At 72.2% G+C, this 13,480-nt stretch carries 13 protein-coding genes and 1 pseudogene; 11 read left to right on the forward strand and 3 right to left on the reverse strand.

The window, feature by feature from the left end; genetic code table 11:
• Position 1: 1 nt before the first annotated feature.
• Positions 2-868: an alpha/beta fold hydrolase gene (locus ACFZDC_RS22330; protein ID WP_391326324.1), complete on the reverse strand. Its 867-nt coding sequence runs from the start codon at positions 866-868 to the stop codon at positions 2-4.
• A 69-nt stretch (positions 869-937) separates the two neighbouring features.
• On the opposite strand from ACFZDC_RS22330, the gene ACFZDC_RS22335 reads away from it, so the two are divergent.
• From ACFZDC_RS22335 to ACFZDC_RS22365, 7 genes are all read left to right on the forward strand, one after another.
• Positions 938-1,405, forward strand: a complete 468-nt coding sequence (locus tag ACFZDC_RS22335) for a MarR family transcriptional regulator (RefSeq protein ID WP_391326326.1) — start codon at positions 938-940, stop codon at positions 1,403-1,405.
• Positions 1,406-1,625: 220 nt separating this feature from the next.
• Positions 1,626-2,657 (forward strand): glutamine synthetase, encoded by a 1,032-nt coding sequence (gene glnII / locus ACFZDC_RS22340; RefSeq protein ID WP_391326328.1) that lies wholly within the window; start codon positions 1,626-1,628, stop codon positions 2,655-2,657.
• 488 nt (positions 2,658-3,145) lie between these two features.
• Positions 3,146-3,730, forward strand: a complete 585-nt coding sequence (locus ACFZDC_RS22345) for a winged helix-turn-helix domain-containing protein (RefSeq protein ID WP_391326329.1) — start codon at positions 3,146-3,148, stop codon at positions 3,728-3,730.
• 66 nt (positions 3,731-3,796) lie between these two features.
• Positions 3,797-4,843, forward strand: coding sequence for an NAD-dependent epimerase/dehydratase family protein (locus ACFZDC_RS22350; protein ID WP_391326331.1), 1,047 nt, complete (start codon positions 3,797-3,799; stop codon positions 4,841-4,843).
• Between the two features lie 31 nt (positions 4,844-4,874).
• Positions 4,875-6,146: a sensor domain-containing protein gene (locus ACFZDC_RS22355; RefSeq protein ID WP_391326332.1), complete on the forward strand. Its 1,272-nt coding sequence runs from the start codon at positions 4,875-4,877 to the stop codon at positions 6,144-6,146.
• A complete protein-coding gene (locus ACFZDC_RS22360) occupies positions 6,131-6,784 on the forward strand; it encodes a LuxR C-terminal-related transcriptional regulator (protein ID WP_391326333.1) in 654 nt (217 codons plus the stop codon). The genes ACFZDC_RS22355 and ACFZDC_RS22360 overlap by 16 nt, the downstream gene beginning before the upstream one ends.
• A gap of 174 nt (positions 6,785-6,958) precedes the next feature.
• Positions 6,959-8,593, forward strand: coding sequence for a DUF1996 domain-containing protein (locus tag ACFZDC_RS22365; RefSeq protein WP_391326335.1), 1,635 nt, complete (start codon positions 6,959-6,961; stop codon positions 8,591-8,593).
• Positions 8,594-8,657: 64 nt separating this feature from the next.
• On the opposite strand, the gene ACFZDC_RS22370 is transcribed toward ACFZDC_RS22365, so the two are convergent.
• The gene (locus ACFZDC_RS22370; protein ID WP_391326337.1) at positions 8,658-9,050 is read right to left on the reverse strand and encodes a hypothetical protein; all 393 of its coding nucleotides are present in this window, start codon (positions 9,048-9,050) and stop codon (positions 8,658-8,660) included.
• 97 nt (positions 9,051-9,147) lie between these two features.
• Between ACFZDC_RS22370 and ACFZDC_RS22375 the strand changes: the two genes are divergently transcribed.
• The 4 genes and pseudogenes from ACFZDC_RS22375 (at position 9,148) to ACFZDC_RS22390 (ending at position 13,108) form a co-directional block, all read left to right on the forward strand.
• Positions 9,148-9,675 (forward strand): tetratricopeptide repeat protein, encoded by a 528-nt coding sequence (locus ACFZDC_RS22375; protein WP_391326339.1) that lies wholly within the window; start codon positions 9,148-9,150, stop codon positions 9,673-9,675.
• A 49-nt stretch (positions 9,676-9,724) separates the two neighbouring features.
• Positions 9,725-11,647 (forward strand): hypothetical protein, encoded by a 1,923-nt coding sequence (locus ACFZDC_RS22380; RefSeq protein ID WP_391326340.1) that lies wholly within the window; start codon positions 9,725-9,727, stop codon positions 11,645-11,647.
• 69 nt (positions 11,648-11,716) lie between these two features.
• Positions 11,717-12,349, forward strand: a pseudogene (locus ACFZDC_RS22385) (flavin reductase family protein); the annotation flags it as partial.
• A gap of 69 nt (positions 12,350-12,418) precedes the next feature.
• Complete coding sequence (locus ACFZDC_RS22390; RefSeq protein ID WP_391326342.1) at positions 12,419-13,108, forward strand: TetR family transcriptional regulator; 690 nt, start codon at positions 12,419-12,421, stop codon at positions 13,106-13,108.
• 1 nt (position 13,109) lies between these two features.
• Here ACFZDC_RS22390 and ACFZDC_RS22395 read toward each other — a convergent pair whose 3' ends face one another.
• Positions 13,110-13,472, reverse strand: a complete 363-nt coding sequence (locus ACFZDC_RS22395) for a 5-carboxymethyl-2-hydroxymuconate Delta-isomerase (RefSeq protein ID WP_391326344.1) — start codon at positions 13,470-13,472, stop codon at positions 13,110-13,112.
• Positions 13,473-13,480 lie beyond the last annotated feature (8 nt).

Below are 13,480 nucleotides of genomic sequence, written 5' to 3' on the forward strand. Positions count from 1 at the left end.
CTCAGCAACCGGACAGGAAACCGGTGAGGTGGCGGGCCAGGCCGGCCGGTGCGGCTTGCGGCAGCGCGTGGTGCGAGACATCCGGCAGGACGGCCGTCTCCACGCGCGGCAGCACCGCGGCGGCCCTGGCCGCCACCCTGGTGGGGTCATGGGTCCTGCTGTTCGCGGCCACGAGCAGCAGGACCGGCACGTCCAGGGTCCGCAGCGCGTCCGGTGCCGGGCGCGGGCCGGTCACCGGCTTCGCGGACGGGAAGCCCGCGGCCGCCTCCTGCAGCCGGAGCCAGTCGGGGTCCGGGGCCGCTCCCCCGGTCTCCCACTCCAGGAAGGCCCGAACCCGGCCGGGCGAGGGCCGCAGCAGCATCGGCACGGCGTGGAGCAAGTAGGCCGCCTTGTACCCGGCGAAGCACTGGGTCGGGTCCAGGAGGAACAGGCGGCGTACCCGAGCGGGCGCCCGCAGGGCCTGGTGCAGCGCGATCCAGGCGCCGTAGGAGTGCCCGCCCACGTCGGCGGCGGGCACGTCCAGGCCGTCCAGGAGGGCGTCCAGCCAGACGGCCAGGTCGGCGACCGTGCGGGGGTGGCGGTCGCCGGCCGGGGCGCCGAGGCCCGGGGCGCCGATCAGGTCGGGGGCGTAGACGCGCCGGATGCGGGCCAGTTCCGCGGCCTGGGCGTACCACGACACGGAGGTCGCGGCACCGCCGCCCGGCAGCAGGAGCAGTGGGGGCGCCTCGTGCGGGCCGCAGGCGTTGACCCGGGTGTCGCCGAACGGTGTGGGAACGGTCAGCGCCTCACGGTCCGCCGGCCATTTCGCCAGCACCTTGTCGTACGCAACCCGGAAGGCGTCGGCGTCGTACGCGCTCGTCCCCGGCATGGAAGCACCCCCTATTATCTCGCTCAGCAAGACAGTTGCTCAGCGAGATGCTACGCCCGGAGGACCCGCATGCCGAGCCCGCCCAGCCCCGACCCGGCGCCCGAGATGGAGATGGTCCATCTGCTGCGTGCCGTCACCGTCGAACTCGGCCTGCACAGCGCCCGGTTCGCGAGCCGGAACGGCATGCATCCCACGGATGTGCGCGCCCTGATCGCCCTCATGGACGCCCGGCGCGCGGGCGAGGAGATGACCGCCGGGCGGCTCGGGGCCGTGCTGGGGCTCAACTCGGCGGGGACCACGGCACTCGTGGACCGGCTGGAGCGGGCCGGGCAGGTGCGGCGGGTGCGCGGTGAGCGGGACCGGCGGCGGGTCGTGGTCGAGGTGGAGGAGCGCGCGGTCGAGCTGGGCCTGACCTTCTTCGGCCCGCTGATCGAGCGGTCGGTGGAGCTGCTGCGGGGGTACGACGAGCGGCAGCTGGCGGCGATCCGGGGCTTTCTCGGCGGGGTGCGGGAGGCGGCCGCCGAGGGGCGGGAGTAGCGCCGGGCGAGCGGCGGCGGGCCGGGGCCATACCCCGCCCGGCTCCATCTCACACCGTGAGTCGGGCCACAGAACCACCAGGTAACACGGGGTTCACATATGAGCAATGGACGGGAAACCGCCTGTTGACAAGCTGCCCGGCAGATCGAGCGGCGCCCCAGTGCCGCAGCGCCGCAGCACCCGCGAGTGCGCCCGACCCACCCCCGAAGGATGTGGCCCCGTGACCTTCAAGGCTGAGTACATCTGGATCGACGGCACCGAGCCGACGGCCAAGCTGCGTTCCAAGACGAAGATCATCACGGATGCCCCGGCCGGTCTCGACGCGCTGCCCATCTGGGGCTTCGACGGCTCCTCCACCAACCAGGCCGAGGGCCACTCCTCGGACCGCGTGCTCAAGCCGGTCTTCACCTGCCCGGACCCGATCCGCGGCGGCGACGACATCCTCGTGCTCTGCGAGGTCCTGGACATCGACTTCACCCCACACTCCTCCAACACGCGGGCCCCGCTGGCCGAGACCGCAGAGAAGTTCGCCGCGCAGGAGCCGATCTTCGGCATCGAGCAGGAGTACACCTTCTTCGACGGCTCCCGTCCGCTGGGCTTCCCCGAGGGCGGCTTCCCGGCCCCGCAGGGCGGCTACTACTGCGGTGTCGGCGCCGACGAGATCTTCGGCCGTGAGATCGTCGAGGCCCACCTGGACAACTGTCTGAAGGCGGGCCTCGGCATCTCCGGCATCAACGCCGAGGTCATGCCGGGCCAGTGGGAGTTCCAGGTCGGCCCGCTGGCCCCGCTGGAGGTCTCCGACCAGCTGTGGGTGGCCCGTTGGCTGCTGTACCGCACCGCCGAGGACTTCGGCATCTCCGCGACCCTGGACCCGAAGCCGGTCAAGGGCGACTGGAACGGCGCGGGCGCGCACACCAACTTCTCCACCAAGGCGATGCGCGAGGGCTACGACGCGATCATCACCGCCTGCGAGTCCCTCGGCGAGGGCTCCAAGCCGCTGGACCACGTCAAGAACTACGGCGCCGGCATCGACGACCGCCTGACGGGTCTGCACGAGACCGCCCCGTGGAACGAGTACTCCTACGGCGTCTCCGACCGCGGCGCCTCGGTCCGCATCCCGTGGCAGGTCGAGAAGGACGGCAAGGGCTACATCGAGGACCGCCGCCCGAACGCCAACGTCGACCCGTACGTGGTGACCCGCCTGCTGGTGGACACCTGCTGCTCCGCGCTGGAGAAGGCCGGCCAGGTCTGATCCTCCCCGTTTCACGAAGGGGCGCCCGCCGGCTCGGGCGCCCCTTGCGCGTGTCAGGCCCCCACGCCCAGCACCGCCTGTCCGGCTGCCGAGACGGCCGGACGGACGCCACAGGGACCCACGACCTGCCGACCAGGGCCGAAGGGCGGGTGAGAGGACGCCCGCAACGACAACTTCGTGCCGAGGAAGCGTCCAAGCAGTGAGAGGAGGGTCCTGTTGTGGCGCCGTGTCTGCTTCAATGGGCGCATGGCCGGCTTCCAGCAGTACACCGCGACGGGTCGCCATGACCTCGAGCCGTTCTGGCCTTCCCGTCAGCACCACGACTTCGACCGGGTGTGTTGCCGCGCGATGAACGCGCGGGCCCTCTAAAGCCGTACACCCCGGCCTTCGGCCAGCGCGAAGCGACGTACGTCCTCCGGCGCGCCCGACCACGAATCGCGGCCGTCGTCCTGCCCGACGAACTCCTCGCGCGAAAGAGCTGACCTCTCATGGCGACCACTCGTTCTCTCTCCACCGCCACCCTCACCGCCCCGGCCCCCGCCCCGGCGAACGCCGCACGCCACCGGCTGCGGGCCGTCGACCGGGACGAGGTCGTGGAGGTGGCGGACTTCCTGCCCCCGGGCGCCACCTGGCTGCCCGCGCCGCAGCACACCCTGCCCACCCTCCCCGGACAGCCGCCCATGGTCGGGTACCTGGTACTGGTCCCGGCCGACCAGCGGCCCCCGTTCCTGCCGGTGCCGTTGCCGGGCGAGCCGGAGACGGCCACCGAGGCGGCCGGCGACCCGCTCGTGCGGATCGACCCCGTGCAGCGCACCGCGAGCATCGACGGCCGCGAACTCGACCTCACCTACCTGGAGTTCGAGCTGCTCGCGCACCTGGTGGCGCACCCGCACCGGGTGCACACCCGCGACCAGCTGGTCACCACCGTGTGGGGCTACGGCCACGTCGGCGACGGCCGCACCGTCGACGTCCACATCGCGCGCCTGCGCCGCAAGCTGGGCGCCCAGCACCGCCAGTCGATCCAGACGGTCCGCCGGGTCGGCTACAAGTACACCCCGCCGACCGGGCGTTGACCCGGTCTGTCTGCCCTCGGCAGACAGGTCTTCCCCGCTCCGCCCCGTACCGGGCACGCTCCCGGCATGAGACTTCTTGTGCTGGGCGGTACGGAGTTCGTGGGACGGGCCGTCGTGGAAGCCGCACTCGGACGCGGCTGGGAGGTGACCGTCTTCCACCGGGGACGGCACCGGCCTCCGTCGGGCGCGCGGGCGCTGCACGGCGACCGCGCCGCCCCCGACGGCCTTGCCGCGCTCGCCGGGGACGGCGGCACGTGGGACGCGGTGGTCGACACCTGGTCGGCCGGGCCCCGCGCGGTGCGGGACGCGGCACGGCTGCTGCGGGGCCGTGCCGGACGGTACGTGTACGTCTCCAGCCGGTCCGTGTACGCCTGGCCCTGGCCACCAGAGGCCGCCGAGGACGCTCCGCTGGTCGAGGGCGCCGCCGCCGACGCCGGCCCGACGGACTACGCGCGGGACAAGCGGGGCGGCGAACTGGCCGCCGTCGAGGCCTTCGGCGCGGCCGGCTCGGTGCTGGCCCGGGCGGGGCTGATCCTCGGCCCGTACGAGAACGTCGGCCGGCTGCCGTGGTGGCTGACCCGGATCGCCCGCGGCGGCCCGGTCCTGGCGCCCGGGCCGCGCGACCTGCGGGTGCAGTACGTCGACGTACGCGACCTGGCCGACTGGCTCCTCGGGGCGGTGGAACGCCGGTTGAGCGGGCCGTACAACCTGGTGAGCCCGCCGGGACACACCACCATGGGCGAACTGCTCGAGGCGTGTCTGAGGGCCACCGGCGGGGACGCGGAGCTGCGCTGGACCGAGCCGCGGGTGATCCTGGACGCCGGGATCGAGCCGTGGACCCAGTTGCCGGTGCGGGTGCCGCCGGGCGGCGAGATGTACGACGCCGTGCACGGGGCGGACGTGTCCCGTGCGCTGGCGACGGGGCTGGTGTGCCGGCCGGCGGGCGCGACCGTCGCCGACACCTGGCGGTGGCTGACGGAGCTCGGTGGTGAGGCGCCGCGGCGGCCGGACCCGACGGCCAAGGGTCTCGACCCGGAGGTGGAGGCGAAGGTGCTGGCCAGGGCGGGGGGTGTAGCCGGCACCACCTCCGGGGAGGGGACCTCGGGCGAGTGACCGTCGAACACCGGTCGGTCAGACTGACGGCATGAACACCCACACCAAGAGCGGCGGCATCCGCAGCCACGTCCGGGATGTCGTACTCGCCGCCGTACGGGGGCTCGTGCTGGCAGTCACGATGCTGCCCGTCACCGTGCTGTGCTTCACGCTGACCCTGGTGTCCATCGCCCTCGTCCCGCTCGGCCTCGGCATCTTCACGACCCCCGGGATCCTGGGCGGCGTACGGGACTTCGCGAACACGCGGCGACGGCTCGCGGCCGAGTGGTGCGGGGTGCGGATACCGTCGGCCTACCGGCCGATGCCCAAGGACGCCAACCCCTGGACCCGTACCGCCCTGATGCTGGGCGATCCCGCCACCTGGCGGGATCTGCGGTGGCTGCTGGTCGACATGACGGCCGGGTTCGTCACCGCGCTGCTCCCGGCCGTCCTGCTGTTCTACCCCTTCGAGGGGTTCGCGGTGGCCGCCGGCCTGTGGCGGGTGGTCGCGGACGGCCGGACCTACTGGTACGGCTTCGTACCGGTGACCGACCAGCCGAGCGCGCTCGGCGCGGGCGCCACCGCCGTCGTGCTCCTCTTCGCCGCCTACCACCTCACCCCGCGCCTGCTGACCGCCCACTTCGAGCTCACCCGGGCCGTCCTCGGCGGTGACCAGGGCGAACTCGCGGAACGTGTACGGGTGTTGACCGAGACCCGGCGGGACGCCGTCGACACCTCCGCCGCCGAGCTGCGCCGGATCGAACGGGATCTGCACGACGGCGCGCAGGCCAGGCTGGTCGCGGTGGGCATGGATCTCGGGGCGGTCGAGACGCTGATCGACAAGGACCCGGCGCAGGCGAGGAAGCTCCTCTCCCAGGCCCGCCGGAACTCCGCCGAGGCCCTGGAGGAGCTGCGCGACCTGGTCCGCGGCATCCACCCGCCGGTGCTGGCCGAGCGCGGACTCGGTGACGCCGTACGGGCGTTGGCGCTGCGGCTGCCCGTGGCGACGGAGGTGACCGTGGAGCGGCCCGGCCGTGCGGACGCGCCCGTCGAGTCGGCCGCCTACTTCGCGGTCAGCGAGGTGCTCACCAACGCCGTCAAGCACTCCGGCGCCGACCGTCTCTGGGTGGACCTGCACCACACCGACGGGATGCTGCGGATCACGGTCACCGACAACGGCAAGGGCGGCGCCGTGATCGGCGCGGGTTCGGGGCTGGCCGGGGTCGAGCGGCGGCTGGGTACATTCGACGGCATCCTGGCCGTCAGCAGCCCCGCGGGCGGTCCCACCCTGGTGACCATGGAGATTCCGTGCGCGTTGTCCTAGCCGAAGACCTCTTCCTGCTGCGCGACGGGCTGGTCCGGATGCTGGAGGCCTACGGCTTCGAGATCGCGGCGGCCGTCGAGTCCGGCCCCGAACTCTCCGGTGCGCTCGCCGAGTTGGATCCGGACGTCGCCGTGGTCGACGTACGCCTGCCGCCCACGCACACCGACGAAGGACTGCAGTGCGCGCTGAAGGCCCGGCGGGAGCGGCCGGGGCTGCCGGTGCTGGTGCTCTCCCAGCACGTGGAGCAGCTGTACGCGCGCGAACTGCTGGCCGACGGCGACGGCGGGGTGGGCTACCTGCTGAAGGACCGGGTGTTCGACGCCGACCAGTTCGTGGACGCCGTACGGCGGGTGGCCGCGGGCGGTACGGCGATGGACCCGCAGGTGATCCAGCAGTTGCTGTCGCGGCGGGCGGCCGGCGACCGGCCGCTCGGCAACCTCACCCCGCGGGAGCGCGAGGTGCTGGAGCTGATGGCGCAGGGCCGGTCGAACGCGGCGATCGCCGCGCAGCTGGTGGTGACAGAACGGGCCATCGCCAAGCACACCTCCAACATCTTCACCAAACTGGGCCTGGAGGTGTCGGACGACGACAATCGCCGCGTACTGGCGGTGCTCGCCCACCTCGACCGCGATCGGTGACACTCGGCGCAACTTCCGCTGCTCAGAGAGAGGTTGAGGCTGTTGCGCGGCGAGGTCCGCCGAGGAATTCGTGAGACCGGTGAACACCCCTGGGGCGGCGTCCGTATGGAAGGGCGCCGCTTCACTCCTGTCGGGCGCCTCGATGCTGCCCCGCAAGGAAGTCAGAGGAGTTCCATGGGACGCAACACACGAAAACGCCGTACGCCGCTGGCCACCAAGGCCATAGCCGCATCGGCGGCCCTAGCGCTCGGTGGGGGCGGGCTGATCTGGGCGAACTTCTACGCCTCGGCGCACGAGTCGAACAACCAGTCGTGGGGAGGCAACCAGACCAAGGCAGCGACAGCGCAGGTCGCGACGATCTCCTGCCCGGACGTGGGCCAGAAGCTCACCAACGTGCCGAACCAGGCCCGTACCGAGGTCGCCGGGGAACTGGCCAACCTCGACCGGCAGATCACCGACGCCTACCAGCGTCTGGCGACCACGCGGGACGCACAGGCCAGGGACGCGAGTTTCGTACAGAACTCCATCCTGCAGCCGCTCAAGGAGCGGCGGTCGGCGATCCTCGACCGGATCAAGCTGGAGATCACCCGGGTCGGCGGCACCACGCCCGGCGATCTGGGCACCCTCGCCGCCTGTACGGGGCAGAACGCCAACCAGACCGCCGCCGGCGGCCAGAACAACACCGGCGGTCAGCAGCAGAACGGTGGCCAGCAGCAGAACACCGGCGGGCAGCAGCAGAACGGTGGCCAGCAGCAGAACACCGGCGGGCAGCAGCAGAACGGTGGCCAGCAGCAGAACACCGGCGGGCAGCAGCAGGGCAACACGGGCCAGCAAGGCAACACGGGCCAGCAGGGCAACGCCGGGCAGCAGCAGAACATCGGCGGGCAGGCCGGCAACGGCCCGGTGGCGGCCGACTTCGTCGACATCACCAAGGTCCAGCCGAACGTGCAGGCCAAGCCCGGCAGGAACGGAAACGCGTCGACCGGTACGTTCACCACGCGCTGCGGTGTGAACGCCAACAAGAACCACAACACCGACAACGTGATCGTGGCGCCCGGCGTGAACAACGGCGCGCACCACCTGCACGACTACGTCGGCAACCAGAAGGTCAACGCGTTCTCCAGCAACCAGACGTTCCTGCAGGGCGGCACCAGCTGCCAGAACAGGAACGACCTGTCGTCGTACTACTGGCCGGTGGTCCGCGTCCAGGACGGCACCCAGGACTTCGACCAGAACAAGGACGGTGGCGGCAAGGAGGGCAACGTCGGCAAGATCCTGACGCCGGTGTCGGCCCAGATCAAGTACGTCGGCAGCCCGACCAGCAAGGTCGTCGCGATGCCGCAGTTCCTGCGCATCATCACCGGCGACGCCAAGACCACCACCAACGGCCTGGCCAACGCCAACGCCCACTGGAGCTGCACCGGCTTCGAGAACAAGGTGCAGCTGACCACGCAGTACCCGATCTGCCCGCAGGGCAGCAAGGTGGTGCGTACGTTCGCCTTCCAGAGCTGCTGGGACGGCCAGAACATCGACAGCGCCAACCACCGCACGCACGTGGCCTTCGCCGACGCCAATGGCAACTGCCAGAACGGCTTCAAGGCGATCCCGCAGCTGACGATGCGCCTGACGTACAACATCACCCCGCCGACCGTCCAGAACGGCCAGGTGAAGAACGCCTACGCGGTGGACGGCTTCCCGGAGCAGCTCCACAAGGCGGCCACCGACCACGACGACTTCATCAGCGTCACGACCGGCGGCCTCGCGAACAAGATCGCCAACTGCATCAACGGCGGTCAGAACTGCGCATGACGCGCCGGTGACCGAAGCGGGCGGTGGGAGTCCCCACCGCCCGCTTTCGTCTGTGCCACCGGCGTCAGCCGTGGTGCGCGTGATGGTTGGTCCCGATCTCCACATCGCCGCCGAGCGTGCCGCGCAGCGCCTTGACCACTCCGTCGTCGCCGACGGCGACCCACTTGCGGCCGACGAGGTAGTAACCGCCGTAGTCCTTCGCGTCGTTGATCCACTCGCGCTGGCCGCGGTCGGTGGCGAAGGTGGCGAGAATGAACCGGCCGTCGGAGTTCCGGCAGATGGCCTGGCGGATCTCGTCGGCGTCGGTCTGCATGTTCGGCTTGCACTTCACCTCGGCCGCCAGGCTCTCCAGGCTGCCTGTGGCGGTGGGCGGCACCGCCTTCGTGTCCCCGCCCGAACCACAGCCCGCCAGCGTCAGCGCCGCGGCGGCGCCGATCATCAGTCGCGTCAACCTCATCCGTTCCTCCGGTCCTGGTGGGCCAAGCATGCCCCAGTCCCTTCGGATACGGCTCCCGCGTGCGGTGCGCTCAAATCCCGTACCGGGGTGGGCACGGATGTGCGAAGGTGCTCCGGTGAACCAGGACTGGGAAGACCGCGTGGCCGCAGCTTGGGCCACCTTCGACGACTATCCGGAAGAGCGCGCGCACGAGTTCCGAGCGGTGATCGACGAGCTCGTCGCCGAACTGCCGGACGACAGCCCGCTGGGCCCCTTCGAGCAGGCCTGCGCCTGGGACTCGACCGGGCACTCGGACCAGGCGGTGCCGCTGTACCGGGAGGCGCTGGCGCGCGGCCTGAGCGAGGCCAGCCAGTACAAGGGCCGCCGGACCAAGATCCAGTTGTCCAGCTCCCTGCGGAACGTCGGCGAGGCGGAGGAGGGCGTCAAGCTGCTCACCACGGAACTCGACGCGCCCTCCGACGAGTTGGACGACGCCGTACGGGCCTGTCTGGCCCTGTGCCTGTCCAGCCTGGGCCGCGACCGCGAGGGACTCTCCCTGGTGCTCGGCGCCCTGGCCCCGCATCTGCCGCGCTACCAGCGGTCGATGGCGAATTACGCGCGCGCACTGGTGGAACCGGAGGACTGAGTCACCCGCACAGCGGTGACCAACCAACGACTCGCTCGTTCTCCCGGACGTGCAGTCACAGGATGTAGCCCAGCGTCGGGCACCCGCTCCCTCCGGCGCCGCAGGCCCGGTCGTCGACGTCGAACAGGCCGAGGCCGCGCTCGTCGAGCACTACCCCCGGCTGGTCCGGCTCGCCTACCTGGTACTGCCGCCCGGCCTCGGCCGCAGCCGCCGGGTGCTGACGGCACACGCCCTCGCCCAGCGCGCCCTGCCCCGGGGCCGCAAGCAGACGTCCGTGATCCCGGCCCAGTCCACGGGCCGGGAGGGGGACCCCGGGTATGCCTTGGTCCGTCTCCGGGTGCTGCGTACGGCGCTGAAGGCGGCCCGCCCCCGCAAGCGCCGGTCGAGGCTCTCACAGCTGCCGCCGCTGCTGCCCCACGTGTGGGGCCTGCGTCTGTTCCCGCGCTCCGGCGGGGCCGACGAACTCGCCCTGGACCAGCGGCTGTCCACCCTGTCCGGCCCGGCTCGCGCCGCCTATGTGCTGCGTGGTCTGGAGAAGCTGCCCGATCCGGACATCCGCAGGATCCTCAAGTCCGCCGGGGTCGAACACCCCGAGTCGGCACTGGCGGAGGCCAACGGAGTGCCCGCGCAGGGCGCGCTGCTCTCCTCCCCCGAGTTCGACCCGTGCTCGCTGCAGGCCCGGCCCACCGACCTGATGCGCCGCCGCCAGCACACCAAGGCCGCGTTCGCCGCCGCGGCCGCGCTCGCGGTGTGCGGGGCTCTGGTGGCCATGCCGGGCGGGGGCTGGGGACCCGACGGTGCCGCCGCGCCCGTCTACGCGGAGAACCCGGCGGCCGAGGCGGCCCTGGACCCCGGCAAGCTCATCCGGGTCGCCCCCACCGCCTGGGAGTCCTCCCCCCGCACCGACTTCTCCGTGTGGCCCGCACGCGGCCCGCTCACCGGCGACAGGGCCCTGCTGCGCCGCGCCCTGGCCGTCTGGGCCAGGCCCGGGGAATCGGTCCGCGTCTCGGCCACCCCCGGGACCCAGACCGGCGGCCCGGCCGGCCCGCCCCAGCTGCTGTACGCGGGCGAGGTGGACGCCACGCGCGTGGTGATCCTCTACGACGGCCTGCGCATCGCCCGCTACGCCGAGCCCACGGAGGGCACCGCGGGCGCGGCCCTCGACTTCGCGCGCGTCGACGGAGCGACCGGCGCCGAGGCGAGCGCGCTGGTGCTGGGCCGCTCGGACGGCAACGTCCGCTATCTGACCGCCCCCTGGGTGAGGAAGACCGCCGAGCGGGACCTGATGAAACCGGGCTCGGCCGCGACGTTCCTCACCGTCACCGACGGCGTCACCGCGCCGCTGGTCAGCCCCGCCCTGCAGCCCGGCGGCTGCACCTCGTGGAACGTGCTCCAGTTGACCGACGCCTCCGGTACCCGGCTCGCCACGGACCTGGGCGAGCTGGTCCCGGCCCACCTCACCGCCGGGCGCCCGGGCTCCACCGGTGAGGCGTCCGGCGCGGACGGGCTGCGCGCGTGGGCGCCGTTCGCCTGCTCGCTGTCCACGGAGCGCTCCGCGGGTGTGCGCAGTGTCAACGCCTGGAGGTTCGCGGAGCAGACCCTGCCCGACGCGGGCGGGGCCGGTCAGTGGGTGTGCACCAGGGCCGAGACCTGGCGCGGCGACGGTACGCTCGCGCTGGCGCAGTTCCGGACTCCGGGCGGGCCGGTAGGTGCGGTCGTGGCCAAGGGCGCCGACGTGGCGGCCTGCGGTCCCCGAGACCCGCATGTGCTGGCCGGGGTGCTGTGGAAGTCGGGAGCCGGCACCTGGTATCTGCTGGCCGCGGGCAGTCCGGACACCGCGTCGATCCGCGCGACCGGCGGGGTCACCGCGTCGGGACGGGGTCCCCTGCTGGCCGCGCGGGCGAACCATGGGGCCCGGGCCGACCTGAAGGGCAGCCTGGCGGACGGGCGGCAGATCAGCGGGCTGCACTAGCCGAGACACGCGTCGGACCAGCGGACCGCACTAGCTGACACTGGCGTCAACAAGGTGCTGCACAGGGGTTCTCGCCTCCCACTCGTCGAGGCGCCCTCGTACGTCTTCGTCGCCGGCGGTATCGACATCACGCCGATCCTGCCGATGCTGCGGGCGCTGCCCGGGGGCCCGGACCGGCGGCTGCTGTACGGCGGCCGGACGCGGGCCTCGATGCCCTTCCTGGAGGAGGTGCGGGGGCTCGACGGCGACCGGCTCACGATCGTCGCCGAGGACGAGGGCGGACGGCCGGACCTGGAGGCGTTGTTCACGGACGCTCCCGCGGGGACGGCCGTCTACCGCTGCGGCCCCGAAGGCCTCATGGAGGCGGTGCGGGCACGGCTGCCCGAGGGCGCCACGCTCCACCTGGAGCGGTTCGCGCCGCGCGCGTCCGGCGACGGGAACGCGGAGTCAGAGGCCGAACTCCGGCGCAGTGGGCGTACAGTGCGGGTCCCCGCCGGCTCCACCGTGCCGGCCGCCGTGCGCCGGGAGCTGCCGGACACCGCCTACTCCTGCGAGCAGGGCTTCTGCGGGGCCTGTCAACAGCGGGTACTGGAGGGTGAGGTGGACCACCGGGACGAGCTGCCGACGGATGCGGAGCGTGCCGACTCGATGCTGATCTGTGTGTCACGGGCCGGAAGTGAGCGTCTTGTGCTGGACCTGTGACGCAATCATGTGAACGCCGCTGCCGGTCCGGCCCATTCGGAGGCTGAATTCGATCGGTAAGGTGTTCGCATGAGTACCGGGGTTCGCCGCAGGATGGGCGTCGAGGAGCGGCGGCAGCAGCTGATCGGTGTCGCGCTCGACCTGTTCAGCCGCCGCTCGCCCGATGAGGTCTCCATCGACGAGATAGCGTCGGCCGCGGGCATCTCGCGCCCGCTGGTCTACCACTACTTTCCCGGCAAACTCAGCTTGTACGAGGCGGCGTTGGAGCGTGCCGCGGAGGATCTGGCGGGCCGGTTCGCGGAGCCCCACGAGGGCCCGCTCGGGGCCAGGCTGCTGCGCGTGATGCGCCGCTTCTTCGACTTCGTGGACGAACACGGGCCCGGCTTCTCGGCGCTCATGCGCGGCGGTCCGGCCGTCGGCTCCTCGGCGACCAACGCCCTCATCGACTCCGTACGGCAGGCCGCCTATGTCCAGATCCTTTCGCATCTGGACGTCACCGAGGCGTCCGCGCGACTGGAACTGGTGATCCGCTCCTGGATCTCGCTGGCCGAGTCGACGGCGCTGATCTGGCTGGACGGCCGGCGCCTCCCGCGCGCCGAGCTGGAGCTCCAGCTGGTGCACGACTTCGCCGCCCTGGCGGCGGTGAGCGCCGCCCACGACCCGGACATGGCCGTGCTGCTGCGCAGCATGGTCAAGGACGAGCCGGCCGACGGCCCCTTCGCGGAGCTCGCCGGCCGGCTGATGTCCCTGGCGTCCTGAACTACCGGTCGAACTTGCGGTACGACGGATCCAGGTCGCGGATCTCGGCGGAGGCGTGCAGGGCGAACCCCTTCTCGGCCACGTGCCCCCGCAGCAGCTCGAGCACGGACTCGGTGAGCCGGGCCTTCGTCTCGGCGCTGCGGCCGGCGAGGAGCCCGATGGTCACGTGCACGAGGGCGTGCCCGTGCTCCGCCGGGTCCTCGTACCCGTAGGCCGTGAACGCCCCGGGCCGGAACTGCGTCTTGCAGGCCTCCGGCTTCGCCGCCGCGATCTCGACGACCGCCTCGTGCAGCGCCCGCGCGAAGCCCGGACGGTCGAAGGCCTCCTCCATCGTCTCGGAATAGTCGACGGTGATCTGCGGCATGGGCACTC

This window comes from Streptomyces sp. NPDC007905, from assembly GCF_042959345.1.
Classification (GTDB): Bacteria; Actinomycetota; Actinomycetes; order Streptomycetales; family Streptomycetaceae; genus Streptomyces.

Excerpts from the sequence above, each read along its gene's own strand:
- ACFZDC_RS22365 (WP_391326335.1), top strand. The coding sequence starts at position 6,959 with ATGGGACGCAACACACGAAAACGCCGTACGCCGCTGGCCACCAAGGCC.
- ACFZDC_RS22395 (WP_391326344.1), bottom strand. The coding sequence starts at position 13,472 with ATGCCGCAGATCACCGTCGACTATTCCGAGACGATGGAGGAGGCCTTC.
- ACFZDC_RS22345 (WP_391326329.1), top strand. The coding sequence starts at position 3,146 with ATGGCGACCACTCGTTCTCTCTCCACCGCCACCCTCACCGCCCCGGCC.
- ACFZDC_RS22370 (WP_391326337.1), bottom strand. The coding sequence starts at position 9,050 with ATGAGGTTGACGCGACTGATGATCGGCGCCGCCGCGGCGCTGACGCTG.
- ACFZDC_RS22355 (WP_391326332.1), top strand. The coding sequence starts at position 4,875 with ATGAACACCCACACCAAGAGCGGCGGCATCCGCAGCCACGTCCGGGAT.
- ACFZDC_RS22335 (WP_391326326.1), top strand. The coding sequence starts at position 938 with ATGCCGAGCCCGCCCAGCCCCGACCCGGCGCCCGAGATGGAGATGGTC.
- ACFZDC_RS22375 (WP_391326339.1), top strand. The coding sequence starts at position 9,148 with ATGTGCGAAGGTGCTCCGGTGAACCAGGACTGGGAAGACCGCGTGGCC.
- ACFZDC_RS22350 (WP_391326331.1), top strand. The coding sequence starts at position 3,797 with ATGAGACTTCTTGTGCTGGGCGGTACGGAGTTCGTGGGACGGGCCGTC.
- ACFZDC_RS22390 (WP_391326342.1), top strand. The coding sequence starts at position 12,419 with ATGAGTACCGGGGTTCGCCGCAGGATGGGCGTCGAGGAGCGGCGGCAG.
- ACFZDC_RS22330 (WP_391326324.1), bottom strand. The coding sequence starts at position 868 with ATGCCGGGGACGAGCGCGTACGACGCCGACGCCTTCCGGGTTGCGTAC.